This window comes from Duganella kummerowiae (assembly GCF_053572355.1).
In genome coordinates, this window is the sequence record NZ_JBKFEH010000024.1 from 170,511 (window position 1) to 192,850 (window position 22,340).

Genomic DNA, 22,340 nt, shown 5'->3' on the forward strand with positions numbered 1-22,340 from the left:
CGCTAAGCGGCAGCCTTGCTGTGGCGGGTGGCGTTGCGTATGGCGCCCGGCTGGCCGGGAGCGCGGGCGCAGGCTTCGCGCGCGCGCTGGTAGCCATACTGCCACTGGTTGTTCATGTAGCGCACGAAGGTGTCGTAGTCGGCCGACATGTCCAGTTCGATGCGGTTGCGGCGCCAATCCAGTCTTTTCTGCAATTCCTGGCGCGCCAGCACGCGCGACACATCGGACGCATCGATGCGCAGCTCGGCCGGCTGGCCGTTGGCGTAGCGCAGGCGCTGGTTGCCGTTCATGCCCAGCACGGCGCGCCAGGCCGGGATGGCGAAGGTCTGGTCGAACGCTTCCTTGAATTCCATCACCACATTGCGGCCCAGCCGCTGGGCGATCTCGACCGGGAACAGGTCCAGCACGCCGCCTATGTATTCCTGGCCGGCATAGTGCTGGCAGCGGAAGTAGATCATGTCGGCTATCGAGATGCGGGCCGCATGCGGCAGCGGCACGCTGCTGTCGGTGTCCAGCGTGGGGGCGACGGCATGATTGCCCCAGCGCGGATGGTCCAGCGGCGCCGCCATGCCGTGCAGCAGGGCGGCGGCGCGCGGGCCGCAGAACACGGTCTCGGCAAACAGCTTGCGGCCCTGGCGCGGCTGGCCCACCTCGTGCTGATCGAACAGCAGGCGGCCGCCCAGCACGGCCACGTCGACCTCGGGCTTGCCGGTCAGGGGAGGGAACGGAAGCTGATCCGGAATGTCAAACAGGTAATCGCCGAACAGGTCGGGAATGACGGGCGCGCGGCTGGGCGAGAACTTGCGGCGCGCGGCGCGCAGCAGGGTGGCTAGCAAGGCCGCGTGGCGGGTCGACTTCAGGCTGCACCAGAAATCGTACATGTCGCGCGAGCTGAGCCAGTCGCGCCGTTGGGCGTCGCTGGGCAGGTGGTGGATGATGGTGGCGGCGATGGCGCCGCCGCAGCTGGCCAGCAGGATGTCGGGCGCGCGGCCGGCTTCGCGCAGGGCGGCGTACATGCCGATGTAGATGCCGAACCGGAACCCGCCGCCGCCCAGCACCATGCAGCGTTCGTATTGATGTGCTTCACTCATGGCGACAACATACCACAGCCCTGGGTTTGATCCATCGCAGATTGCGTACTGCTAGCCGCTTGCGCGTGGCGCCGGCCCGGCGCATGATGAGTACTGGATGTTCATACAGGAGATGGCCATGGAGGAACGGCTGAAGGTGGTGGAACAGCAGATCGCGGTGCTGCAGGCCACGGTGGCGACGAAGACGGATCTGCACGCATTTCAAGTTGCCAATACGGAGAATTTGCGCCAAGTGGAGGAGCGCCTGTTCCGCTTAATCCACGAGCAGACCTGGCGCTACCTGATCTCGACTGTCACGATAGGCACGCTGCTGACCGGCATCGTCTATTACATCGCGCGCAATGTGCATTGACCAGGAGGCCATCATGGAAGACCGTACGGCGGTGCTTGAGCAGCAATTGCAGCAGCAACAGATCATGTTTGCCGAAATGCAGACCACGATGGCGAACATGGCTACCAAGGAGGACTTGCAGCGGGTGGCGACGGCGGCCAAGGAAGACCTCCAGAAGGCCGTCCTGGTCACCAAGGAAGAGCTGCACAAGGCATCCCTGGCGACCAAGGAAGACCTGCACAAGGCCACCATGGCCACCAAGGAAGACTTCAACGCCCTGGAGCGCAAGATGGACGACAGGATGATAGGTTTTAACAAGCAGCTGATCGAACAGACCTGGCGCTATTTCATCTCGACCACCACGCTGTGTACCCTGCTGACCGGCATCGTCTACTACATAGCCCGCAATGTGCATTGAACCGCAGTTGATCTAGTATTGCCATGTGACGCTCAGGCGCAGCGTGGCGGCCTGGGGCGTGAGCATGGTCCGGCGCAGCAGGCCGCTGCCATCGCGGTAGTCGCGCAATTCCACACTTTGCTTGCCGAACAGGTTGGCGGCGGCCATGCGGACTTGGGCGTGGCCATCCGCCTTCCACGCAACATAGGCATCCAGCCCCCGCTTGATGTTGCGGTCCGTAACCACCAGCGGCGACAGGCGCGCCGTGCCGCCCGATTGCAGGTTCAGGTTGCCGCCCACTGTGAGCGCGGGGCTGGCGCGATAATCCAGCCCCAGGTTGGCCGTCCAGGGCAGCTGCTGTTCCAGGCTGTTATACGGTCCCGCCACCTTGTCAACCGCCGACCAGTTGCGTGCCGCATTGGCCCGCAGATCCACCGCCCCCGCCACTGGCAGCTTGGCTTCCAGCTCTATGCCGTGCACGCTGGCGTTGCCATTGTTGAATGGCGTCTCTATCCACTCGCCCTCTTGCTGGAACAGCAGGGTCTGGGTGACATCGCGGATGCGGCGCGCATAGGCGCTCGCGCTCAGCAGTGAGCCGGGGGCAGGATAGTATTCCCAGGCCGCGTCCAGGCCCCAGGCCAGCTCGGGCCTCAGCTGTGGGTTGCCCTGTTCGGCGGGATTGTTGGGATTGTTATTGTTGTCCGTGGTGTAGCGGCGCGGCACCAGCGACGACAGGGGCGGCGCCTTGTACGTCCGGTTCAGCGCCAGGCGCAGCACCTGTTTGCTGTCCGGCTTGTAGCGCGCCTGCAGCGACGGGCTCCACACGGCGGCCTCGTTGTCCAGCGGTTGGGCGGTGCTGCCGTCGCTGGCGGTGCGCAGGCTTTCGCGGCGCAGTCCGGCGTACAGCGACCAGCGGGTGTCGATCTCCCATTCATCCTGGGCGAAGAAGGCCAGCTTGCGCACCCTGGCGCTGTAGCTGGCGTTGTTGAGCAGGGAGAGGGCGCCGGCGGCGTCGAACTGCTGCTCGTTGCGGTATTCCGAACGGCGGGCCTGGCTCAGGTCCCAGCCGGCGGCCAGCGTGTGGCGGGCGTCGAGTTGCAGGCGGTAGGCGCCGCTGATGGTAGTGCCGGTCTCGGCCGGCCCGGAGGCGACGTAGTGGCGGCCGTTCGGCGCCAGGTCCGTATCGCGGCCGAGGAAATCGAAATCGGCGCCGCGCCGGCTGCGGCGATAGCCCAGCTTCATTTCCAGCCTGGCGCGGTCGGACAGGCGGTGTTGCCACTGCAGGTCGCTGCGCAGCATGGTGGCGTTGGCCACATAGCTGGCCGTATTGTGCGGGAATTCGCTGCCCGTTCCGGCCAGCACGGTCTCATCGGCAATGTGGGCGTTGCCTATGTGGCGGTAGTCCAGGAAGCTTTGCCAGGCCAGCGTGTCGCCGCCCGCCAGCGTCCAGTTCAGGCGTGGCGCCAGGGTCAGCTGGTCGCTGCGTTCCAGGTCGCGGTTGAGGGTGCGGCGCAGCAGCTGCAATTGGCCCGCATTGTCGCGCTGCTCTTCCCATACATCGAAAGGCAGGTCGGCGCGCCTGCGCGCGAAGGTGGCTGCCAGCGTGTAGCCCAGGCCGCCGTCGCGGCCGGACAGCTGTGCGCTCAAGGTGGGCGACAGCAGCCCGCGTTCGCGCCCCACGTTGCCGCCGAGGCTGCGCTGGGGCCGAGGTGCTGCCTTGCGCAGCACGATGTTGATGCTGCCGGCGATGGCCTGGTTGCTTAGTTCGGCGGTCGTGCTGCGCATGATCTCGATGCGCTCTATCATTTCCGGCTGCAGGCTGTCGATGGAGAAGCCGGCCGGCACCGGCTCGCCATTGAGCAGGATTTGCGTGTAGCCCTTGCCCAGGCCGCGCATCTGTATGGTGCTGGCGTTGCCCTGGGCGCTGCTTATGCTGATGCCGGGCAGGCGCTGCAGGGCCTGGGCCAGGGATTGGTCGCCGTGACGCAGCAGCTCGTCGCGGCCCACTATCGTGGTGGCGACCGTCTCCTGCTGGCGCTGCTCGGAGCGGGCGGCGGCCACGATGACTTGCTGCGGCGCCGTCTCTTCGGCATGGACTGTGGACAGCAGCGCGACGGCTGCCAGCAAGTGATAGTGTTTCATGTGCTGTGAATGTGCGAGGCCCTTCCGCCGTGGCGTGCAAGGCCGCGGTGGCTGGCGTGGTTGTCGGAATGGTCAGCTGCCCAGCTGCTGGCGGCGGATGCGCAGTGCGCGCGTTGTTGCGTAGCGGTCGAGGTCGGGCAGCATGATGCGAGGATCGATGCGCTGGCCGCCGCGCAGGGTTTCGAAGTGCAGGTGTGGCCCGGTGGCGAAACCGGTGGCGCCGGAGGCGGCGATCACTTGTCCGGCCAGCACGTGGTCGCCGGCTTGGACGTTCACCTTGCTCAGGTGGGCGTACAGGGAGCGTACGCCACCGTGCTCGATGATGACGCCGATGCCGTAGCGGCCGCCGTTCTCGGCCAGCGGTCCTGCCGCGACCACGGTGCCGCCGGCGACTGAATGTACTGGCGTGCCGCCGGCGGCGCTCAGGTCGATGCCGCGATGCGGTGTGGGCAGCACGTCGCGCTGCACGCCGTAGTAGCTGGTCACGCGCATGTGTTCCAGCGGATAGCGCCATTTGCTTGCGGAGGGCAGGTCCGTGACCGGTGCGGGCGCGCTGCCGTAGTTGGCTGGCTCGGCGGCCCGGGAAGGGCCAGGCGCGGCGAACGGCATGGCAACCGGTGCGGGCGCTGCGGTTTCCGCCGCGCCGGGCCGGTGGACGCCGTCCGCCCACGCCGGCTGCAGCAGCACGCCGCCCGCCAGCGCGCTGGCCAGCAGCGCGGCCACGCCGCAGCTGGCACGGGCGCTGAGGTTTGGCAGGCAGGGCTGCTGCATCAGCCTGACGCGGCCCGCCACCGTGGCGCCATCACCGCCGCCGAAGGCGATGGCGGCATGTGGCGTGCTTGTGGATTGCAACTTCCATTGACGCAGCAGGGCGCTGGCATACAGCTTGCGTTGCTGTTGCGGGCGTCCTGCCAGGACCTGGCTGTCGCAACCCAGTTCCTGCGCCCAGGACAAACGCCGGCCCATCCAGCGCATGGCGGGATTGAACCAGATAATGATTTGCAGCGTGGCTGACAGGCTTTGCCACAGAGGATCGCGGCGGCGCCAGTGATACAGCTCATGCTCGATCACCAGGGTCTGCTGTTCGGGAGAGAAGGTGCGCAGGTGGCGCGGCAGCAGCAGGCGGCGCTTCAGGACACCGATCAGCAGCGGCGAAATGGCGGCGTCGGTCTCCAGGACCGTGAGGCGCAAGCTGGACAGCGCCTCCAGTTGCGGCCGGGTGAAGCCGCCATGCGCCGCCAACTGCGCCGTATCCAGGCGCTGTGCGGAGGCCAGCAATCCCGCCCACAGGCGGCGCGTGCGCTGCAGCCGCAGCAGCGTGGCCAGCAGGCCGGCGGAATACAGGAGCAGGCTGAACGCCGCCAGCCACGCGACAGTGGCGGCGCCAACCGCGCCGCTTAGGGCGGACAGAGCGGCCGCCATGGACGCGATAGCGCGGCCCTGCGGTGCTGACGCCGCCATCGCTGCTGCTGCCGCGCCGGTCCTAGCGGGCGTTAGCGCCGGCCCTGCTGACCCTGCATTGGACGGGCGGGCAGCAACAGCCTGCGCTGCGATATCCGGCATCGGCGAAACGGAGGCCCCCGGCGTTGCGGGCGTGGCCGGCAATGGCGCCGGGAGAGCCATGGCAGCCAACGGCGCGTAGGGAGCCTGGGCTGCCAGAGCAGCCGCGCTGGCGACGGGGCCATCCGTAGACATCAGCAGGCCGGGACGCGCCTGCGGCGGCAGCAAGGCCGCGCAGGCGGCCAGCGCCACCGTCAGCTGCGCGCCCAGCCAGACGGCGCGGCGCGCGGCCAGCGCCGCCCACCTGCGCTCCGCCAGCCACAGCGCGGTACAGGCCAGGGCGCCGGCCACCAGGCTGCCGCACATGGCGCCCAGCACCAGCATGGCTGGCTGGCGTATCAATTCAAGGATGGACACACTCATACTCTTTCCGTATTGTGACTACCAGTGCAATTGTGTGACAAATGTCGCATAGAGTCAACCCGGCACGCGACATTTGTCGCATGATTTGAAACATCTGCTTGCTCTTTCCTTGGTCAAGGTTGCCAATGACGCTATACAATGGCCGCTGGCCGTCGCGTTTTGCCACGGCCGACTGGGAAGGCAAGGACTATCATGTATCACGGCGAGCGGTTCAACAGCATCACCCATACCGTGGGCGCGGCGCTGGCGGCGATAGGCGGCACGCTGCTGGTCATCATGGCCGCCCGCAGCGGCGACGTGTGGAAGGTGGTCAGTTTCAGCATCTATTCCGTCACGCTGCTGGCGCTGTACCTGGCCTCCACGCTGTACCACAGCATACGCGGCCCGGCCAAGAAAGTGCTGCAGCGCTTCGACTACTGCGCCATCTACCTGCTGATCGCCGGCAGCTATACCCCGTTCACGCTGGTCACCCTGCGCGGGCCGTGGGGCTGGTCGCTGTTCGGCGTGGTGTGGGGGCTGGCCGTGATCGGCATCGCGCAGGAACTGCTGTATGCCAAAGGTGCGCGCGTGCTGTCGCTGGTGATCTACGTGGCCATGGGCTGGCTGGGCGTGATAGGCGCCGGGCCGCTGATCTCGGCGCTGAGCTGGGACGGCTTCCTGTGGCTGGCGCTGGGCGGCCTGCTGTACACCGGCGGCATCGCCTTCTACGCCACCGACCACAAATGGCGCTACGGACACGGCGTGTGGCATCTGTTCGTCATGGGCGGTAGCGCCTGCCACTTCGGCGCCGTCATGTTTTACGTCGCCTAGCCTTGCTGGCGCCCCCTGCAATATAGACCAATCGACACTACGCAAGCGACATCACAGTGGAAATCAATTCGGACGACCTGAGAACCTTCATTACCGTCATCGACAGCGGCACCCTGAGCGCCGCCTCCGTCCATCTGGGACAAACCACCTCCGGCGTGAGCCGCGCCCTGTCCCGGCTGGAAGAAAAGCTGGCCACCTCGCTGCTCACCCGCACCACGCGCCGCATGGAACTGACCGAGGAAGGCCATTTGTTCCTGGAAAAGGCCCGCGCCATCGTGGCGGCCATGGAGGAAGCGGAGGAAACCATCCGTATCCGCCGCCAGAAGCCGTCCGGCCGCCTGTGCGTGGACGCCGCCTCGCCGTTCATGCTGCATTGCGTGGTGCCTCACGTGGCTGAATTCCGCGCCCTCTATCCCGATATCCGCCTGGAGTTGAGCAGCAACGACCAGATCGCCGACCTGATCGAACACCGCACCGACGTCGCCATCCGCATCGGCCCCCTGACCGACTCCACCCTGCATGCGCGCGCCCTCAGTTCCAGCCCGCTGCACGTGCTGGCCAGTCCGGCCTACCTGGAGCGCCATGGGGCGCCGGCCACGCCGGAAGACCTGCGCGCACACGTCCTGCTCGGCTTCGCCCAGTACGAGCAGGGCAACCAGTGGCCAGTGCGCCATGGCGCCGGCGCCAGCCTGGCGGTGACGCCGGCGCTGGCGGCGTCCAGCGGCGAGACCTTGCGCCAGCTGGCGCTGGCCGGCCAGGGCATCGTATGCCTGGCCGACTTCATGACGCGCGCCGACATCGCCGCGGGCCGCCTGGTGCCGCTGCTGGCCGACTACAACACCGGCTTCCGCCAGCAGATCCACGCGGTCTATTACCGCAACACCCAGCTGGCCCAGCGCATCAGCTGCTTCCTCGAATTCCTGCAGCAGAAATTGTAGGAATGGGCCCACGAAACTAGGTGCGCCAGCGAACGGATGGCGGGGCGGCCCGGACCTAATATTACTCCACGTGCTTCACCAACCACTTATTCGTTGCAGGCTAACTTACTGTGCGAGGTTATCATGTCCCAATCCACCCATCCTTCCAAATACCTGGTCCGCGCCTATCTGGAGCGCCGTTCGCAGGAGGTGAAGCCGCCGCCGACCCCCGAGGAAATCCGCCGCCAGCTCGGCTGGGGCCTGCTGGCGTTCGACACCAAGATGACCGCTGGCAGCCGCTCCTGAGCTGCTGAAAACACGCCGTGCCCGGCGGGCACGGTGCGCCGCCCGGTTTTCCCCGCTTTTCCGCTCTCGTCCTTCCAGCGCCCGCATTTCGCCGGCTTTTCGCCATTCACCCCCCCGTTTTCGCCGTTCGCCGAATTGCTGTTCCGCCGCGCCCCGTTCCCCGGTATGGTTACGTCCATACGCTGACAAACAGGGGGTACCATGAAACAGCAACTGGCTCTACACTGGCGCAAGCAACTGGTCTGGGGCTTGATCTTCATCGCACTGGGCACGCTGATCCTGCTGGACCGGCTGCATGTGCTCGAATTCGACTTCCGCGTGGCCCAGCTCTGGCACTACTGGCCCGTGATCCTGGTGGTGATAGGCCTGACCCAGATGATCCCGCCCACCAATACGCGCTATTTCCTCAATGGTTTGTGGAAGCTGTTCTTCGCGGCCTGGTGGTGGGTCTCGTTCGAACACGTGTGGGGCCTGAATTTCGGCGACACCTGGCCGGCCCTGATCGTCGCCTGCGGCGTGGGCATGGTACTGGAACCGCTGCTGGCCCGGCAGCTTGACGCGGACAAGGAGCAGGCATGAAAAACCTCAGCAACCGGAGCCCCACCGCGCAGATCCTGATCGGGCTGTTCGTGATCGGCATGGGACTGCTGTTCCTGCTCGATAACCTGGGCTGGCTGGACTTCCAGTATTCGCTGCACTTCCTGCCCATGATGCTGGTGTTCTTCGGCATCCTGAAAATCGTCCAGACCCGTACCCCGCAGGGCTTGCTGGTGGGCGGCGCGCTGGTGGCGGTGGGCGGCCTGCTGACCCTGCGCAGCATGGGCTTGTTCTACATCAGCTGGCGCACCATCTGGCCGATACTGTTGATCGTCCTGGGCGTGAAGGTGGTGCTGCGCTCGGTGACGGCCCAGCGCCAGGGCGCCGATGGCGCGGATCCCGCCGTCCCGCTGGCCAAGCCGGACGACGACTCGGTGGTCAACATCACCGCCATCATGGGCGGCTTCAACCGCCGCATCCTCAATCCCGCCTTCCGCGGCGGCGAAATCACGGCCGTGATGGGCGGCTGCGAGCTGGACCTGCGCCAGGCGTCCATCGAGGGCGATGCGGTGCTGAACGTGTTCGCCATGTTCGGCGGCATCAACATCAAGGTGCCGCCGGATTGGGTGGTCATCATGCAGGGCACGCCCATCATGGGCGGCTTCGAGGAAAAGACCGTGCTGCCACCCAACAGCAGCAAACGCCTGTTCATCCGGGGCTACGCCATCCTGGGCGGCGTGGAAGTGCGCAACTAAGCCGCCCATGGAGGGCTTGTTTTCCAGCCGCCGCGGCATGGCGGTGTATCTCACCGTGTGGCTGTTCCTGGGCGCGGCGCTGGGCGGCGTGATACGCATCTCGACCGACAGTCCGGTGCCCAACGCCATGCTGTTCGCGCTGCCGGTCAATCTGTTCTACGCCTTCGCCACCGGCTACTCGGCCTACTACCTGTGCCGCGCCTATCCGCTCGGCAGCCCGAATGCGCAGTCCATCCCGCTGGTGTTCTCGGTGGCGGCCGTGATGTCGGGCTTCCTGTGGCTGGCCATCGCCCAGGTGTGGAATGGCTTGTGCCAAACCATGCAGCTGTGGTGGCTGGGGATAGAAATCACGCGCCAGTTGTCGGCCCTGATCGTGGCGCTGGGCATGCTGCTGTACGGGCTGACGGCGGCGGTGCACTACCTCGTCAACGAATTCGTGCGCGCCAAGAACGCCGAGCAGCGCGAGCTGCAGTCGCAGCTGATGGCCCAGGAGGCCGAGCTGCGCATGCTGCGCACCCAGATCGATCCGCACTTCCTATTCAACAGCCTCAATTCCATCAGCGCGCTGACCTCGCAGGACCCGAAGGGGGCGCGCCGCATGACGCTGGAACTGGCCAGTTTCTTCCGCCAGAGCCTGGGGATGGAAGCGCACAAGCTGGTCACCCTGGAGCAGGAACTGGTGCTGATACAGCATTTCCTGGCCATCGAAAAAGTGCGCTTCGGTGAGCGTCTGCTGGCGGAAGTGCAGGTGGGCCAGGACGCGGCGGCCTGCCTGGTGCCGCCCATGATCATCCAGCCGCTGGTGGAAAACGCCGTCAAGCACGGCATCTGCAACCTGCCGGAAGGCGGCTGCATCAGCATCACCGCCAGGCGCGCCGGCTCCGTGCTGCACATCGAGGTGCACAACGCCATGGACCCCGACGCGGGCGCCGCCAGGGGAACCGGCATCGGGCTGGCCAACGTGCGCCAGCGCCTGGCCGGCGCCTACAAGCACGAGGCCAGCCTGCACAGCGAGGCGCAGGGCGGGCGCTTCAGTGTACGGATCGCCATGCCGGCCCAAACCGGTAACAACGAGGAATGAGATGCGTATCATCATAGTGGACGACGAAATGCTGGCGCGCGGCGTGGTGCGCGAATACCTGGAAGCGCATCCGGAAGTGGAAGTGGTGGCCGAATGCGCCAACGGCTTCGAGGCCGTCAAGGCCATCACCGAGCTGGAGCCGGACCTGGTGTTCCTGGATATACAGATGCCCAAGCTGGACGGCTTCGAGGTGGCCGAACTGGCCGGCAGCAAGGCGCGCTACATCTTTGCCACCGCCTTCGACCAGTACGCCATCAAGGCCTTTGAATTCCACGCGCTCGATTATTTGCTCAAGCCGTTCAGCCAGCAGCGCTTCGACCAGGCGCTCGCGCATGCGCGCGCCAGCCTCGGTTCCGGCGCCGCCGTCGAAAACATGGTGCGCGAGGCGGTGGCCCGCAACAAGCCGCTGAACCGGGTACTGATACGCGATGGCGCCAGGGTCCACGTCATCAACAGCGACAAGATCGAATGCGTGGAAGCGCAGGACGATTATGTGCGCATCCAGTCGGACGGCAAGTCCTTCCTCAAGAACCAGCGCCTGTCCGAACTGGAAGGGCAGCTGGACGGCGAGCGCTTCCTGCGCATCCACCGCTCCTGGATCGTCAACATCGACTTCGTCAGCCGCATCGAGCAGGCCACCAAGGATAGCCACGTGGCCGTGCTCAAGGATGGCAGCCGCTTGCCCATCAGCCGCAGCGGCTACCAGAAGGTCAGGGACGTGGTGCGCTGACCGGAGCCCGTTCGACCCGCCACCATGCCGGCATCAGCTGCTGTATGTCCGGCCTGGCGAAACGGTCGTCGATCAGGTAGACCGTGCCCCGGTCGGAGGTGGTGCGGATGACGCGCCCGGCCGCCTGCACCACTTTCTGCATGCCGGGATACAGGTAGGTGTAGTCATAGCCGGCGCCGAAGATGTGCTCCATGCGCTGGCGTATCTGCTCGTTGACGGGGTTGAGCTGCGGCAGGCCGAGGGTGGCGACAAAGGCGCCGATCAGGCGTGCGCCGGGCAGGTCCACACCCTCGCCGAAGGAGCCGCCCAGCACCGCGAAGCCGACCCCGGCGCTGTCCGGCGTGAAGCGCTCCAGGAAGCGCGCCCGTTCCGCTTCATCCATGCGGCGCGCCTGGCGCCACTGCGGCACGTCCGGATGGCGCTGGGCGAACAGCTCGGCCGCCTTGTCCATGTAATCGAAGCTGCTGAAGAAGGCCAGGTAGTTGCCGGGCTGGCGCTGGTATTGTTCGCCGATCAGCTGCGCGATGGGCGCCAGCGACTGGCCACGGTGCTGGTAGCGGGTCGAGATGTGGGCCGCCACCTGCACCGACAATTGATCGGCCGTGAACGGCGATTCCACGTCGACCCAGGCGGTGGATTCGGGCATGCCCAGCATGTCGCTGAAATAATGCCAGGGACTGAGGGTGGCCGAGAACAGGGCAGCACTATGGGCGTGTTCGAAGCGCGGCTTGAGAAAGGGCGCCGGCACGATGTTGCGGATGCACAGCACCGACTCGGTATGGCTGGCGCGTGCGCCGGTACGTTTTTCGATGTCGAACAAGGTGTGCTCGGCAAAGCTCTCGGCCAGGCGGGTGAACTGCAGGGCGTTGAAATAAAAATCCTGCAGCTCGGGATGGACCTGGTTGGGATGCTCGGCCATGAAGTCGCCGATGGCGGTGGCGGCGGTCTGCAGCGCGGCCATGAATTTGTCCGGCAGCGCCGGGTAGGCCGCATACTCGTCCTGCTGGTCCTTCTCCAGCTGGTTCCACTGGCGATGCACGCGGTCCAGCGGCTTTTTCAATTCCTCCGGCGCCAGCTTGCGCAGCGCGCGCAGGCCGCCGTGCGCCAGTTCGGCGCTGTACATCTTGCGTGCGCGCGACACCATGTTGTGGGCCTCGTCGGCCAGCACGTTGACGCGCCATTCGTTCATCAGGGTCAGGCTGTGCAGCATGGCGCTGATGTCGAAATAGTAGTTGTAGTCGCCGACGATGACGTCGCACCAGCGCGCCATCTCGCTGCCCAGGTAATAGGGGCAGACCTGGTGCGCCAGCGCCACCTCGCGCAGCGCGGTACGGTCCAGCATGGGCGCTTGCAGGGCGGCGGCGCGCGCGGCCGGCAGGCGGTCGTAGAAGCCGCGCGCCAGCGGGCAGGAGTCGCCATGGCAGGCCTTGTCCGGATGCTCGCAGGCGGTGGCCCTGGCGGCCAGCTCCAGGGTGCGCAGCGGCAGGTCCGGCGCGCCGCCGCGTATCAGGTCCACGGCGTCCAGCGCCATCTGCCGGCCCGAGGTCTTGGCGGCCAGGAAGAACACCTTGTCGACCCGGTGTTCGGCGCAGGCCTTGAGCATGGGGAACAGGCTGCCCACGGTCTTGCCGATGCCGGTGGGCGCCTGCGCCAGCAAACAACAGCCGCGCGTGCTGGCCTTGTACATGGCTTCGGCCAGCTGGCGCTGTCCGGGGCGGAAGTCCGGCAGCGGGAAGCGCATGGCCTTGAGCTGGGCGTCGCGCGCGGCGCGGTGCGCCAGCTCCTGCGCAGCCCAGGCCAGGAACAGGCCGCACTGCTGCTCGAAGTAAGTGCGCAGGGTGGTGGCCGCGTGCTGCTCGCGCAGCACGGTTTCCTTCTGGCTGCCGATATCGAAATACACCAAGGCCAGCGTCACCTGCTCCAGCCCGCGCTCCTGGCACAGCAGGTGGCCATAGATCTTCAGCTGGGCCCAGTGCAGGTGGCGGTGGTTGTCCGGCATCTTCTTCAAGTCGCCGCGATAGGTCTTGACTTCCTCCAGCTGGCGGCGGCGCGGATCGTAGCCATCGGCGCGGCCGCGCACCCGCAAGGCGCCGCAGTGGCCGCTGAGCGGGATCTCGGATTCGTAATCGTCATCGCGGCGCGAGGCCACGATGGCGTGTCCGGCGATCCCTTCCTGGGCCGTGGGCGAGGGCGTGAAGCGCAGGTCCAGGTCGCCCGCCTTGGCGGTGAACTCGCACAGGGCCCGCACGGCAACGGTGTAGCCTGGCTGCTCCATTCAGGCGGCCCACTGCAGGTAGCACACCGAGACCGGCATCTGGTGCGTGGCGCAATAGTCTATCCAGCGCAGCTGGTTGTCCTGCAGGCGGTCGCCCGGCCCCTTCACTTCGATCATCTGGTAGCGCCGTTCGGCCGGCCAGAACTGGATCAGGTCGGGGAAGCCGCTGCGGTTGGCCTTGATGTCGAGCAGGATGCGCTCGAAGGCGCGCTTCAGGTGCAGCGGCGGGATGCAGTCCAGGGCCAGGGCCAGCAAGTCCTGGTCCAGCGCCTCCCAGAACACGAAGGGCGATTGCAGTCCATACTTGCGGGCGTACTGGGCCAGGATGGCCTCGCGGTGGCTGCCATCGTCCAGCTTGGCGAAGCAGGCCGCGAACTGGCGTGCGCGGCGGCGCTGGAAGTCGGCACTGTGCAGGTCGGCCGGCCCGCGGTGGAAGGGATGGAAGAAGGCGCCGGGGATGGCGCAGAACACGGCGTCCCAGCACAGCAGGCCGAACAGGGAATTGATGAGCGCATTCTCCACGTAGTAGACCGGCGCATCCTCGCGCGACAAATGGTCGCGCACCACGAATTCCACGTAGGCGGGCGCCTCCGGCGGCGGCAGGCTGAGGTCCATGCGCTGCGGCTGCGCCTGGGGCGTCGCGGGCGGCTTGGGATAGCCCAGCTTGCGCGCCAGGCGCGGCGCCATGCGCAGCAACTGCTGGCGTTCCGCTTCGCTCTCCGGCGCCTGCTGCGCCAGCTGCAGCAGGGCGTAGGCGGCCGCGTCCTGGCCATCTTTCTCCAGCACGCGGATGGCGCGGGCGCGCGCGCCCGGGTAATCGCAATCGCGGTACAGGGCGTGCGCGGCCGGCCAGTCTTGCAGCTTTTCCAGGTGCTGGGCAAACTGGAACAGCAGCTTGTCGCGCCGGCTGCGCATCCATTCGTTGCCCGGGTCGCAATCGGGCAGGCCGGGCAGCAACTCGGCCACCGGGACGCCTTCTTCAAAGTGCTCCCGGCAGGCGTACAGGGCCAGGTAGTCGTCTATGTCGCGCCGGGTGCGGAAGCCGCGCGCGGCCGGGGAGAATTCCACTTTCTCGTACTGGTAGATGCCGAGGTCGGACAGCACGAACTCGGTCCAGTCCTGGTGGTAGTTGCCGAAGAAGATGAGGCGCAAACGGTCGCACAGGGGCTGGGCCGTGACCTGGTAGACATGGTCGCCGGCGTCTTTCCACCAGGCCGAAAAGCGCTGTCCGCCCTCGCGGCCGGCGCGCAAGGCCTCCAGCTGCTCGGCCTTGCGCAGCGATCTTAGCTGCGCCGGGAACTGGAACACGCGGCTGATTTCCGGCTTCTGCAACAGGTCGAACAGCTGCTCCAGGCTGATGGCGGGATCGTCCTCGATCAGGCCCAGGGCAGCCAGCGGCCGCGCTGCCTGATGCGCGTCGCCGATTTCCGGGTACTGCAACTTGCTGGCGCGAAACAGGGTGCCCTTGCGCATGGCCATGCGCACGAACAGGGCCCGAGCCGGCTGCGGCAGGGTGGGGAAGGCGGACAGGAAGGCGCGCTCCTCGGCGTCCAGGAGGTCGTCATAGCGCTCGGCGATCCAGCCCAGCACCAACTGGAAGTTATCAAGGTAATAAAACGGATTGTCGAGGACTCGGTTCATGCAGGACTGCGCCAACTGTATTTTTGTACAGTGTATCGCGTCCGCGCCCGCTTGCCCAGCGCTGCCTGCCAATTGCAAACAAAAAGCGCCGCGAATCGCGGCGCCCGGCGTGATGGTGGGAACGGGGTCAGGCGGCTGCGGCTTTCTCGGCCTCGGCCTCGGCCTTGGCTTTTTGCTCGACCAGGGCGGTGGCCTGGGCGATCTGGTCTTCCACTGCCTTGACTGCCTGCTTGGTGGCCTTGGTTACCTGTTCATAGCCGCTGAAGGCGTTGTCGATGGCGGTCTTGACGATCTGCACCGCGTTTTCGGAACCGGGACGCACATTCTTGGTGACGTCGTGTATCAGTGCGCTCAGGTTGTTCTTGGCTTCGGCCAGGTGGACGTCCGCCGCGCGCGTGAATTCCTCGCGGATTTCGCCGATGATCTGGGTCAGCTGCTGGTTGTAGGCCACGGCGCCGGCCACGCCGGGCTGCAGCTTGGCGGCCGCCAGCGAGACGGCGGCGCGCGGATCGGACGCCTGGCTCAGCTCCTTGCCAGTGTCCAGCCCCTGCTGCAGGTTGGACTTGGCGGTGGCCATGTTGAGCGCGACCACCTGCTCCAGTCCTTGTACGGCCTTGCTGGTAAGGGTGTTGAAGGTGTCCAGCTGGAATTCGAACAGGGCTTTGGTGGCGGTGGCGAATTGCTCGGGATTGGTGAACATATGGTCTCCTGATGTGTGATGGGGATGCGGCGGGGCTTCCTTCAACTACTTCTGGACTATGTGTGCTGGCTGGGGCGCCTTATTTTTGTGGCACCATTATTTAGCATGCACCGGCTTTTCGCAACGGCTATCTTGATACGGACCGCTGTCCCACGCCCATCCGGGACCCAGCGTATATTGCGAACAGGCCAGGGTGTTGTCTATCTTGCTGCGCCACTTGTGCCAGGGCGCCGGCTTGGCGGCCGCCATCACGCAGCACAGCGCCAGGCTCATGATGGCTAGTTTTTTCACGATCTGCCTCCGGTCCGCTCAATAGTATCCGTTTCCAGCTGGCGTGAGCATACCCGATTCCGGCCGCTGCGCTTGGCCTGGTACAACAGGGTGTCGGCCGCCGCCACCATGGCTTCCGGCGCCGGGCCGGGACCGGGGGCGCTGAAGTCGGCGCTGGCCACCCCGAAGCTGGCCGTGATGGCGATCTGGCGGCCGTTGTGCAGGGTGGGGGTATCGGCGCACAGCTGGCGCAGGCGCTCGGCCAGCTGGACACCGCCATCCAGGTCGGTTTCCGGCAATATCAGCAGGAATTCTTCACCGCCGTAGCGCACCACGCTGTCGATGTTGTCGCGTGTCGTGGACAGCAGCATCGCGGCATAGGCTTGCAGCACGGCGTCGCCGCCATGGTGGCCGTGGCTGTCGTTGACCTGTTTGAAATGGTCGATATCGCACATCACTACCGTCAGGCTCAGCTGGTAGCGCTGGGCGCGCTGGATTTCCGTCTCCAGCAGTTGCTGGTGCAGGTGGCGCCGGTTGTAGCAGCCGGTCAGCGGATCGCGCACCGACAAATTCTTGAGCATGGCCTGGGTACTGAATTCGCCGCGCCACACCAGCTGGTAGCGGCGCGCCGCCACATAGCCGAATACGTTGGCCAGCAAGAGCAGCATGCTCATGCTGATCCATAGCGAATGCGCCAGTCCGCCCAGCTGGCGGGCCAGCCACAGGAAAGCCAGAGTGTGGGCCAGGGCGATGGCGCTGGCGTACAGCAGCCGGTTGGGGATGTAGATGTACACCACGATGATCACGATCACCATGGACACCGCATGCATCTGGAATTCCTCCGGCCGCAAGGCAGCGATCAGCAGGAAGGCGGAACAGCCGGCGGTTTGCATCACGCTGGCAATGACCCGGGGCGCGACGATCGAATCCGGATGGCGCCGCAGCGCCACCAGCCCTGCCACGCCCACCGCCGCCACCGATACCCTAACCGCCACCAGCGCGGCGGCGCGCAGGGTATAGCCGGCCACCAGCAGGTCGGTGACGGCGAACAGCAGGTAGAACAGCGAGCACAGGATGAAGGTCAGGCGCAGCTGGGCATGGGTGTCCGCCAGGTGCAGGCGCAGGAAGGCCTGCTCGGCTGCGGCATCATGGAATTCGCCGCGCAGCGCGGCGACGGGCATGGGTAGGGCGTGCGTGCTGTTCACTCGGCAGTCTCTGGCTGGGCGCCGGCTGATGGCCGGTCTGTCCTGAACAATTATACGGCGCTCATCTGTAGGTTGCATTGTGGAAAATGGAACTGACAGTATGTTGCTTCACTACAACGGGGCGACCGGCGGCAGCAGCAATATGAAGGTGGTGCCCTTGCCCTCGGTGCTGTGGACGTCGATGCGTCCGCCCAGTACCCCGGTGACGATGTTGTGGATGATGTACAGTCCCAGCCCCGAGCCTTCGCCCAGGCGGGTGGTGAAGAACGGGTCATAGATGCGCGCCAGGTTGGCGGCCGGGATGCCCGCGCCGTCGTCGCCGAACGACAGGCAGATTTCACCGGATGCGGTGGCGTAGGCGCGCACGGTGATGGCGCCGCGTTCCCGTCCGGCCAGGCCGTGCAGCACGCTGTTGTCGAATAAATGGCCCAGGGCCTGGCCCAGGGCCGCCGGGTAGCTGTCCATTTCCAGGCCGGGGTCGATCAGCAGCACCACGTCCAGGGCCAGGCCGCAGGCGCCGGCGTGCAGCGGCAGCAGCTGCTGGCCGACCAGCTCGTCCAGCAGGAAGCGGCGGCGCTGGGCGCTGCCGGTCTCGATGGCGATCTGCTTGAAGCCGGACACCAGTTCGGCCGCGCGGCGCAGGTTGCGCACCACCACCTCGTCGGCCTCGGCCGCCTGTTCCAGGTACTGCTCCAGCACGGAGCGGCGCAGGCCGCCCGCCACCTCGCGGCGCAGGGCAGCGGTACGCTCGCTCATGCTGCTGGCCATCACCAGGCTGTTGCCGATCGGCGTGTTGAGCTCGTGGGCCACGCCGGCCACCAGCGAGCCCAGGGCGGCCAGCTTGTCGCGCCGCACCAGCTCGTCCTGGGTCATGCTGAGGTTGGACAAGGCGGTGCTGAGCTCCTCGTTGGCGTGCTCGGCCTCTTCCTTGGCCTGCCTCAGCTCCGCCGTGCGCTCCTGCACCAGTTCCTCCAGGCGGCTGCGGTGGCGCGCCAGCTCCTCGTCGCGCCGGGTGCGGGCGATAGCGATGCCGGCCAGGTGGCTGGCGGTGCCGATCAGGCGGCGGTCGGCGGCGGTCGGGCTGCGCACCTCGCGGTAATACATGGCGAAGCTGCCCAGCACGGTGTCGGTGTCATACAGGATGGGCATGGCCCAGCAGGCCCGCAAGCCATGGGCGGCGGCCAGCTCGCGGTAGGGCGCCCACAGGGGATCGGCCTGGATGTCGGACACCACCACCGTCGCCTTGCGATACATGGCGGTGCCGCAGGAGCCCGCTTCAGGACCGATGGCCAGGCCGTCCAGCGCCGCCAGGTAGGCGGGCGGCATGCCGGGGCCGGCAGCCGGCCGCACCGTGCGCCCATCCGGGTCCAGCAGCAGCACGGTGCACAGCACGCCTTCCGCGCGCGCCTCGATCAGGCGGATCAGGCCTTCCAGGGTCTGCTGCAGCGGGGCGCCGCGCGCCACCATTTCCAGCAGCAGGTTCTTGCCCTCGTAAAGCTGCTCGGCCTGCTTGCGGGCGGTGATGTCGACCAGCCGCACATGCAGCAGGCGGCGATCCTGGACGTCCAGCGGCACCATGCGCAGCTCGGCCGTGATGGCGCGTCCCGAACTGTGCAGCAAGACCATCTCAAAGGTACGCACGTCGCCCGCCATCACTTGCGCCATGCGTCCCGCCAGCCATTCCTTGCTGGAGACGCCGTCCGGCTGCAGCGGCGGGCACAACCGGAACAAACTGCTGTTGAGCAGCTCCGCCTCGGTCAAGCCGAACAGCTTGCGGGCGTTGCGGTTCAGGTCCAGCACGCGCTTGTCGTCGCGGTCCAGCAGCAGGATGACGTCGGGCGAGCCGGCCATCAGGCTGTGGTAATTGACCTGCAGGTCGGCCAGGCGCGGATTGCCGACCATGGCCGCTGGCGGATTGATGACGCCCAGCTCCATCAGGATGCGGCCGGCCAGTTCGTCGGCCTGGAAGGGCAGCGGCAGGTAGGCCGCCGCGCCGGCCTCGGCGGCGCGCAGCGCCTCTTCGTCGCTGGGGGTGGCGGACAGCAGGAACACCGGCATGGCGGGCTGGCGCAGGCGGCGGCACAGTTCGAAGCTGGCGCTGCCGGCCAGGGTCACATCCAGCAGCATCAGCGCCACGCCGCCGGCCATGGCCGCTGACATGGCCTGGTCGCCGCGGCTCACGCGGTACAGGCGGAAGCTGTATCGCTGCAGGATTTGTTCGAACACGTCCAGCTCCAGCGCCATACTGGTGGCAAGTACGATGACATGCGGCGGGACGGGCGGGGAGGTATGCGTCATGGAACGGGGCCGGTACGCTGGAGTGCTCAGTGTATTACAACTGCATGGCCCGGGCAGCGTATTAGGCGGCCAGGCGATCGGCTTCGTCCTGGGCCTGCTTGATGAGGGGGAACTGGTCCTCTATCCAGTCCACCAGCACTTCCAGCCGCTCGGCCACGCCGCGTCCCAGCGCGGTCAGGCTGTATTCCACGTGCGGCGGCACCACCTGGCGCGCTTCGCGCAGCACGAAGCCGTCGCGCGCCAGCGCTTCCAGGGTCTGGGCCAGCATCTTTTCGCTGACGCCGCCTATGGCGCGCCGCAGTTCGCTGAAGCGGTGGGTGCCGTCCAGCAGCACCACCAGCACCAGCACGCCCCAGCGGCTGGTGACGTGGCCCAGCACGGCGCGCGACGGGCATGCCGCGTCCAGTACCTGGCCGCGCATGGCCTGGTTGCGCGCGGCCAGCGAGGCGCGCAGGGATTTGCTGGTCTTCGGGCTGTTCATGGGAATTCCTTATGCTTACCAAAATGTACGTACTTACAAATCGTAAGTGATGCCGCTATTATACGTCCACCGCCGCCGGCACTGTCGCACGGCCGCGACGTTTTCTCGTTTTGAAAGGACGCATCATGATTGTCATTACAGGCGCCACCGGCCAGCTGGGCCAACTCGTCATCGCCGGGCTGCTGAAGCAAGTACCCGCCTCCTCCATCGTGGCTGCCGTGCGCGACCCGGCCAAGGCTGCCGCCCTGGCCGCGCAGGGCGTGCAAGTACGCCGCGCCGATTACAACGATACCGCCTCGCTGGACGCCGCTTTTGCCGGCGCCGCCAAGGTGCTGCTGATCTCGTCCAATGACATCGGCCAGCGTGGCGCCCAGCACCGCAACGTGGTCGATGCCGCCAAGCGCGCCGCGGTGGGTCTGCTGGCCTACACCAGCGTGCTGTGCGCCGATACCTCGCCGCTGGCGCTGGCCGGCGAGCACCGCGAGACCGAAGACGCCATCCGCGCCTCCGGCCTGGCTTACAGCCTGCTGCGCAATGGCTGGTATGTGGAAAACCATACCGGCGCGCTGGGCCCGGCAGTGGCGCATGGCGTGTTGGCCGGCGCGGCGGGCCAGGGCCGGGTGGCCGCCGCCGCCCGTGCCGATTATGCGGACGCCGCCGTGGCGGTGCTCACCGCGGACCAGCCGCAGCAAGTATATGAACTGGCCGGCGACACCCGCTACACGCTGGCCGAACTGGCGGCGGAGGCGGCGCGCCAGAGCGGCAAGCCGGTGGCCTACCAGGACCTGCCGCAGGCGGAGTACGAACAGCTGCTGTTGGGCTTAGGGTTGCCGGCGGCGATGGCCGCGCTGGTTGCGGATTCGGATGCCGCCGCCGCCAGGGGCGCGCTGGATGATGAGGGGAGGACGCTGAGCCGGCTGATCGGCCGTCCGACCATCTCGCTGGCCGATGCGGTGAAAGCGGCGCTGGAATGAAAAAAGCCTCCCGAGGGAGGCTTAGATCACGGAATTCCTGGTGCCCACGGAGGGACTCGAACCCCCACACCTTGCGGCACATGGACCTGAACCATGCGCGTCTACCAATTCCGCCACGTGGGCATGCTGTTACTGCTGTCTGCTGCGTGTTCTGCATCAGAAGGCACGCATCATAAAGGACGTGCGCGCCGCCGTCAATGTCCAATTGCGCCAGCGCGCACGGAGCCGCGCCCGGCCCAGCCACAGCATGCCCGCCAGCAGCATGGCCCATGCGGACGGCTCCGGCACCGGGGCCAGGTTCCAGCCGATGACATCGAGCGCCATGCGGTCGGCTGCGGTGATGCCCAGCAGCTCGCCGTAGGCGGCGGTCGGGTCCATCAGGCCTATGCCCAGGTTGTCCTTCCAGTGGCTGGCCTGGTTGCCGTCGCCGTAGTTGACGCCGTTGGCGAACAGCGGGCCTGCACTGGCGCCGCCATCGATGGAAAAATATTTGTCGCGGTTGTCCGCGCTCCAGTCGATGGCGCCCTGGGCCGCGCTGGCGGCCGAGTAGCGGAACAGGTCCAGTGCCGTCACGAAGGTGAACTCGTCGGCGTAATAAGGGCCCCCGTTGGCGGGCGCCGCGTAATAGTCCAGCACGTCCACGCCGCTGGTGAACCCCAGCGCGTGGCCGATCTCGTGCGTGGCAACCCCGACGAAGTCCAGGTTGCCGGCTTGAATACCGTTGCCCGGATTGTAGTCGAAGGGCAGGCTGTTGCTGAATTCGATGTAGCCGTCGCATGTGGACAGGCAGCCGGCCAGCGTTTGCGGCGCCGGACTGTAGCCCAGCGCCCTGGCCTGGGCATCGTGCAGGTAGATGCTGGTATTGTTGGGGCCGCGGTTGGCGTCCAGGTAGGGCGTGGCGCTGCCGGCGCCGTTGGGGTTGTCGGCGGTGCGGTTGATCAGCATGCGCACGGCATCCGGCGCCAGGCTGTTGGCCGCGCTGCGGTCGGCGGCCGAGCTGGCGTCGGCCAGCATGGCGCTGCGCACGCCGGCATAGTCATACAGGTTGGCGGCCGAGCCGGTCTGGCCGATGATGCCGGGATCCAGCGCGCCAGTGCCCACCGTAAGGCGGACGGTGACATTGTCCTGCAGCAGCGCCGACCAGCGCGCGGCGGCGGTCTGGAAGCCTTGCTGCGCTTGCAGCGAGGTTTCGGGCAGGAAATCGAGTTGAAAGACGACGGCGGCATGGGACGGCGTACTGCCTAGCAGCAGCGCCGCCAGCAGGGCGGATGCGGTTTTCATGGTGAACTCCCGGGAGGCGCGCCGGATGGGCGCCAGTCCATGCTAGCGAAGCGGACTCTGGTGGAGTTCGACCTGTATCAATAAAAAAAGCCTCCCGAAGGAGGCTTTTTACGGAATTCTTGGTGCCCACGGAGGGACTCGAACCCCCACACCTTGCGGCACATGGACCTGAACCATGCGCGTCTACCAATTCCG

The 22,340-nt window shown here is 66.6% G+C and carries 21 protein-coding genes and 1 tRNA gene; 10 read left to right on the top strand and 12 right to left on the bottom strand.

Annotated features, from left to right (window positions below; all coding sequences use genetic code 11):
* Positions 1-2: 2 nt before the first annotated feature.
* On the bottom strand, positions 3-1,091 hold the full coding sequence (locus tag ACLB1G_RS26595) for a patatin-like phospholipase family protein (protein WP_491630280.1): 1,089 nt from the start codon (positions 1,089-1,091) through the stop codon (positions 3-5).
* Positions 1,092-1,209: 118 nt separating this feature from the next.
* Between ACLB1G_RS26595 and ACLB1G_RS26600 the strand changes: the two genes are divergently transcribed.
* Together ACLB1G_RS26600 and ACLB1G_RS26605 are read left to right on the top strand one after the other, a co-directional pair.
* The gene (locus tag ACLB1G_RS26600; RefSeq protein WP_491630281.1) at positions 1,210-1,443 is read left to right on the top strand and encodes a hypothetical protein; all 234 of its coding nucleotides are present in this window, start codon (positions 1,210-1,212) and stop codon (positions 1,441-1,443) included.
* Positions 1,444-1,456: 13 nt separating this feature from the next.
* Entirely contained in the window at positions 1,457-1,840 is a 384-nt protein-coding gene (locus ACLB1G_RS26605) for a hypothetical protein (protein ID WP_491630282.1), read from the top strand.
* 12 nt (positions 1,841-1,852) lie between these two features.
* Here ACLB1G_RS26605 and ACLB1G_RS26610 read toward each other — a convergent pair whose 3' ends face one another.
* Together ACLB1G_RS26610 and ACLB1G_RS26615 are read right to left on the bottom strand one after the other, a co-directional pair.
* The gene (locus ACLB1G_RS26610; RefSeq protein WP_491630283.1) at positions 1,853-3,961 is read right to left on the bottom strand and encodes a TonB-dependent receptor plug domain-containing protein; all 2,109 of its coding nucleotides are present in this window, start codon (positions 3,959-3,961) and stop codon (positions 1,853-1,855) included.
* A gap of 72 nt (positions 3,962-4,033) precedes the next feature.
* Entirely contained in the window at positions 4,034-5,884 is a 1,851-nt protein-coding gene (locus tag ACLB1G_RS26615) for a peptidoglycan DD-metalloendopeptidase family protein (protein WP_491630284.1), read from the bottom strand.
* 192 nt (positions 5,885-6,076) lie between these two features.
* On the opposite strand from ACLB1G_RS26615, the gene trhA reads away from it, so the two are divergent.
* From trhA to ACLB1G_RS26650, 7 genes are all read left to right on the top strand, one after another.
* Positions 6,077-6,694: a PAQR family membrane homeostasis protein TrhA gene (gene trhA / locus ACLB1G_RS26620; protein ID WP_491630285.1), complete on the top strand. Its 618-nt coding sequence runs from the start codon at positions 6,077-6,079 to the stop codon at positions 6,692-6,694.
* A gap of 56 nt (positions 6,695-6,750) precedes the next feature.
* Entirely contained in the window at positions 6,751-7,632 is an 882-nt protein-coding gene (locus ACLB1G_RS26625) for a LysR substrate-binding domain-containing protein (RefSeq protein WP_491630286.1), read from the top strand.
* Positions 7,633-7,755: 123 nt separating this feature from the next.
* Positions 7,756-7,917 (top strand): hypothetical protein, encoded by a 162-nt coding sequence (locus ACLB1G_RS26630; RefSeq protein ID WP_491630287.1) that lies wholly within the window; start codon positions 7,756-7,758, stop codon positions 7,915-7,917.
* A 201-nt stretch (positions 7,918-8,118) separates the two neighbouring features.
* Complete coding sequence (locus ACLB1G_RS26635; protein WP_491630288.1) at positions 8,119-8,496, top strand: LiaF transmembrane domain-containing protein; 378 nt, start codon at positions 8,119-8,121, stop codon at positions 8,494-8,496.
* Positions 8,493-9,209 (top strand): LiaI-LiaF-like domain-containing protein, encoded by a 717-nt coding sequence (locus tag ACLB1G_RS26640; RefSeq protein WP_491630289.1) that lies wholly within the window; start codon positions 8,493-8,495, stop codon positions 9,207-9,209. The genes ACLB1G_RS26635 and ACLB1G_RS26640 overlap by 4 nt, the downstream gene beginning before the upstream one ends.
* 7 nt (positions 9,210-9,216) lie before the next feature.
* Complete coding sequence (locus tag ACLB1G_RS26645; protein WP_491630290.1) at positions 9,217-10,290, top strand: sensor histidine kinase; 1,074 nt, start codon at positions 9,217-9,219, stop codon at positions 10,288-10,290.
* A gap of 1 nt (position 10,291) precedes the next feature.
* On the top strand, positions 10,292-11,020 hold the full coding sequence (locus ACLB1G_RS26650; RefSeq protein ID WP_491630291.1) for a LytR/AlgR family response regulator transcription factor: 729 nt from the start codon (positions 10,292-10,294) through the stop codon (positions 11,018-11,020).
* Here ACLB1G_RS26650 and ACLB1G_RS26655 read toward each other — a convergent pair.
* The 7 genes from ACLB1G_RS26655 to ACLB1G_RS26685 all read right to left on the bottom strand — a co-directional run bounded on the left by ACLB1G_RS26655 (position 11,001) and on the right by ACLB1G_RS26685 (position 19,890).
* Complete coding sequence (locus ACLB1G_RS26655) at positions 11,001-13,295, bottom strand: helicase C-terminal domain-containing protein (protein ID WP_491630292.1); 2,295 nt, start codon at positions 13,293-13,295, stop codon at positions 11,001-11,003. The genes ACLB1G_RS26650 and ACLB1G_RS26655 overlap by 20 nt on opposite strands.
* Positions 13,296-14,936: a VRR-NUC domain-containing protein gene (locus tag ACLB1G_RS26660; protein ID WP_491630293.1), complete on the bottom strand. Its 1,641-nt coding sequence runs from the start codon at positions 14,934-14,936 to the stop codon at positions 13,296-13,298.
* Positions 14,937-15,063: 127 nt separating this feature from the next.
* Positions 15,064-15,636, bottom strand: coding sequence for a phasin family protein (locus tag ACLB1G_RS26665; protein WP_491630294.1), 573 nt, complete (start codon positions 15,634-15,636; stop codon positions 15,064-15,066).
* A 96-nt stretch (positions 15,637-15,732) separates the two neighbouring features.
* Positions 15,733-15,927 (bottom strand): hypothetical protein, encoded by a 195-nt coding sequence (locus ACLB1G_RS26670; protein WP_491630295.1) that lies wholly within the window; start codon positions 15,925-15,927, stop codon positions 15,733-15,735.
* Positions 15,924-17,087 carry a GGDEF domain-containing protein gene (locus ACLB1G_RS26675; protein ID WP_491630296.1) on the bottom strand — a complete coding sequence of 388 codons (1,164 nt, stop codon included), beginning with the start codon at positions 17,085-17,087 and terminating at the stop codon, positions 15,924-15,926. Before ACLB1G_RS26675 ends, ACLB1G_RS26670 begins: the two co-directional genes overlap by 4 nt.
* A gap of 135 nt (positions 17,088-17,222) precedes the next feature.
* Positions 17,223-19,409 (bottom strand): ATP-binding protein, encoded by a 2,187-nt coding sequence (locus ACLB1G_RS26680; protein WP_491630297.1) that lies wholly within the window; start codon positions 19,407-19,409, stop codon positions 17,223-17,225.
* Between the two features lie 61 nt (positions 19,410-19,470).
* Positions 19,471-19,890 carry a winged helix-turn-helix transcriptional regulator gene (locus ACLB1G_RS26685; RefSeq protein ID WP_491630298.1) on the bottom strand — a complete coding sequence of 140 codons (420 nt, stop codon included), beginning with the start codon at positions 19,888-19,890 and terminating at the stop codon, positions 19,471-19,473.
* 125 nt (positions 19,891-20,015) lie between these two features.
* Between ACLB1G_RS26685 and ACLB1G_RS26690 the strand changes: the two genes are divergently transcribed.
* Entirely contained in the window at positions 20,016-20,864 is an 849-nt protein-coding gene (locus ACLB1G_RS26690; RefSeq protein ID WP_491630299.1) for an NmrA family NAD(P)-binding protein, read from the top strand.
* A 38-nt stretch (positions 20,865-20,902) separates the two neighbouring features.
* Here the strand turns inward: ACLB1G_RS26690 and ACLB1G_RS26695 are convergent.
* Both ACLB1G_RS26695 and ACLB1G_RS26700 read right to left on the bottom strand, forming a co-directional pair.
* Positions 20,903-20,987 (bottom strand) — tRNA-Leu (locus tag ACLB1G_RS26695).
* A 33-nt stretch (positions 20,988-21,020) separates the two neighbouring features.
* Positions 21,021-22,145, bottom strand: coding sequence for an NF038122 family metalloprotease (locus tag ACLB1G_RS26700; protein ID WP_491630300.1), 1,125 nt, complete (start codon positions 22,143-22,145; stop codon positions 21,021-21,023).
* Positions 22,146-22,340: the final 195 nt, after the last annotated feature.

Excerpts from the sequence above, each read along its gene's own strand:
- ACLB1G_RS26595 (WP_491630280.1), bottom strand. The coding sequence starts at position 1,091 with ATGAGTGAAGCACATCAATACGAACGCTGCATGGTGCTGGGCGGCGGC.
- ACLB1G_RS26600 (WP_491630281.1), top strand. The coding sequence starts at position 1,210 with ATGGAGGAACGGCTGAAGGTGGTGGAACAGCAGATCGCGGTGCTGCAG.
- ACLB1G_RS26605 (WP_491630282.1), top strand. The coding sequence starts at position 1,457 with ATGGAAGACCGTACGGCGGTGCTTGAGCAGCAATTGCAGCAGCAACAG.
- ACLB1G_RS26610 (WP_491630283.1), bottom strand. The coding sequence starts at position 3,961 with ATGAAACACTATCACTTGCTGGCAGCCGTCGCGCTGCTGTCCACAGTC.
- ACLB1G_RS26615 (WP_491630284.1), bottom strand. The coding sequence starts at position 5,884 with ATGAGTGTGTCCATCCTTGAATTGATACGCCAGCCAGCCATGCTGGTG.
- trhA (WP_491630285.1), top strand. The coding sequence starts at position 6,077 with ATGTATCACGGCGAGCGGTTCAACAGCATCACCCATACCGTGGGCGCG.
- ACLB1G_RS26630 (WP_491630287.1), top strand. The coding sequence starts at position 7,756 with ATGTCCCAATCCACCCATCCTTCCAAATACCTGGTCCGCGCCTATCTG.
- ACLB1G_RS26635 (WP_491630288.1), top strand. The coding sequence starts at position 8,119 with ATGAAACAGCAACTGGCTCTACACTGGCGCAAGCAACTGGTCTGGGGC.
- ACLB1G_RS26640 (WP_491630289.1), top strand. The coding sequence starts at position 8,493 with ATGAAAAACCTCAGCAACCGGAGCCCCACCGCGCAGATCCTGATCGGG.
- ACLB1G_RS26645 (WP_491630290.1), top strand. The coding sequence starts at position 9,217 with ATGGAGGGCTTGTTTTCCAGCCGCCGCGGCATGGCGGTGTATCTCACC.
- ACLB1G_RS26650 (WP_491630291.1), top strand. The coding sequence starts at position 10,292 with ATGCGTATCATCATAGTGGACGACGAAATGCTGGCGCGCGGCGTGGTG.
- ACLB1G_RS26655 (WP_491630292.1), bottom strand. The coding sequence starts at position 13,295 with ATGGAGCAGCCAGGCTACACCGTTGCCGTGCGGGCCCTGTGCGAGTTC.
- ACLB1G_RS26660 (WP_491630293.1), bottom strand. The coding sequence starts at position 14,936 with ATGAACCGAGTCCTCGACAATCCGTTTTATTACCTTGATAACTTCCAG.
- ACLB1G_RS26665 (WP_491630294.1), bottom strand. The coding sequence starts at position 15,636 with ATGTTCACCAATCCCGAGCAATTCGCCACCGCCACCAAAGCCCTGTTC.
- ACLB1G_RS26675 (WP_491630296.1), bottom strand. The coding sequence starts at position 17,087 with ATGCCCGTCGCCGCGCTGCGCGGCGAATTCCATGATGCCGCAGCCGAG.
- ACLB1G_RS26680 (WP_491630297.1), bottom strand. The coding sequence starts at position 19,409 with ATGACGCATACCTCCCCGCCCGTCCCGCCGCATGTCATCGTACTTGCC.
- ACLB1G_RS26685 (WP_491630298.1), bottom strand. The coding sequence starts at position 19,890 with ATGAACAGCCCGAAGACCAGCAAATCCCTGCGCGCCTCGCTGGCCGCG.
- ACLB1G_RS26690 (WP_491630299.1), top strand. The coding sequence starts at position 20,016 with ATGATTGTCATTACAGGCGCCACCGGCCAGCTGGGCCAACTCGTCATC.
- ACLB1G_RS26700 (WP_491630300.1), bottom strand. The coding sequence starts at position 22,145 with ATGAAAACCGCATCCGCCCTGCTGGCGGCGCTGCTGCTAGGCAGTACG.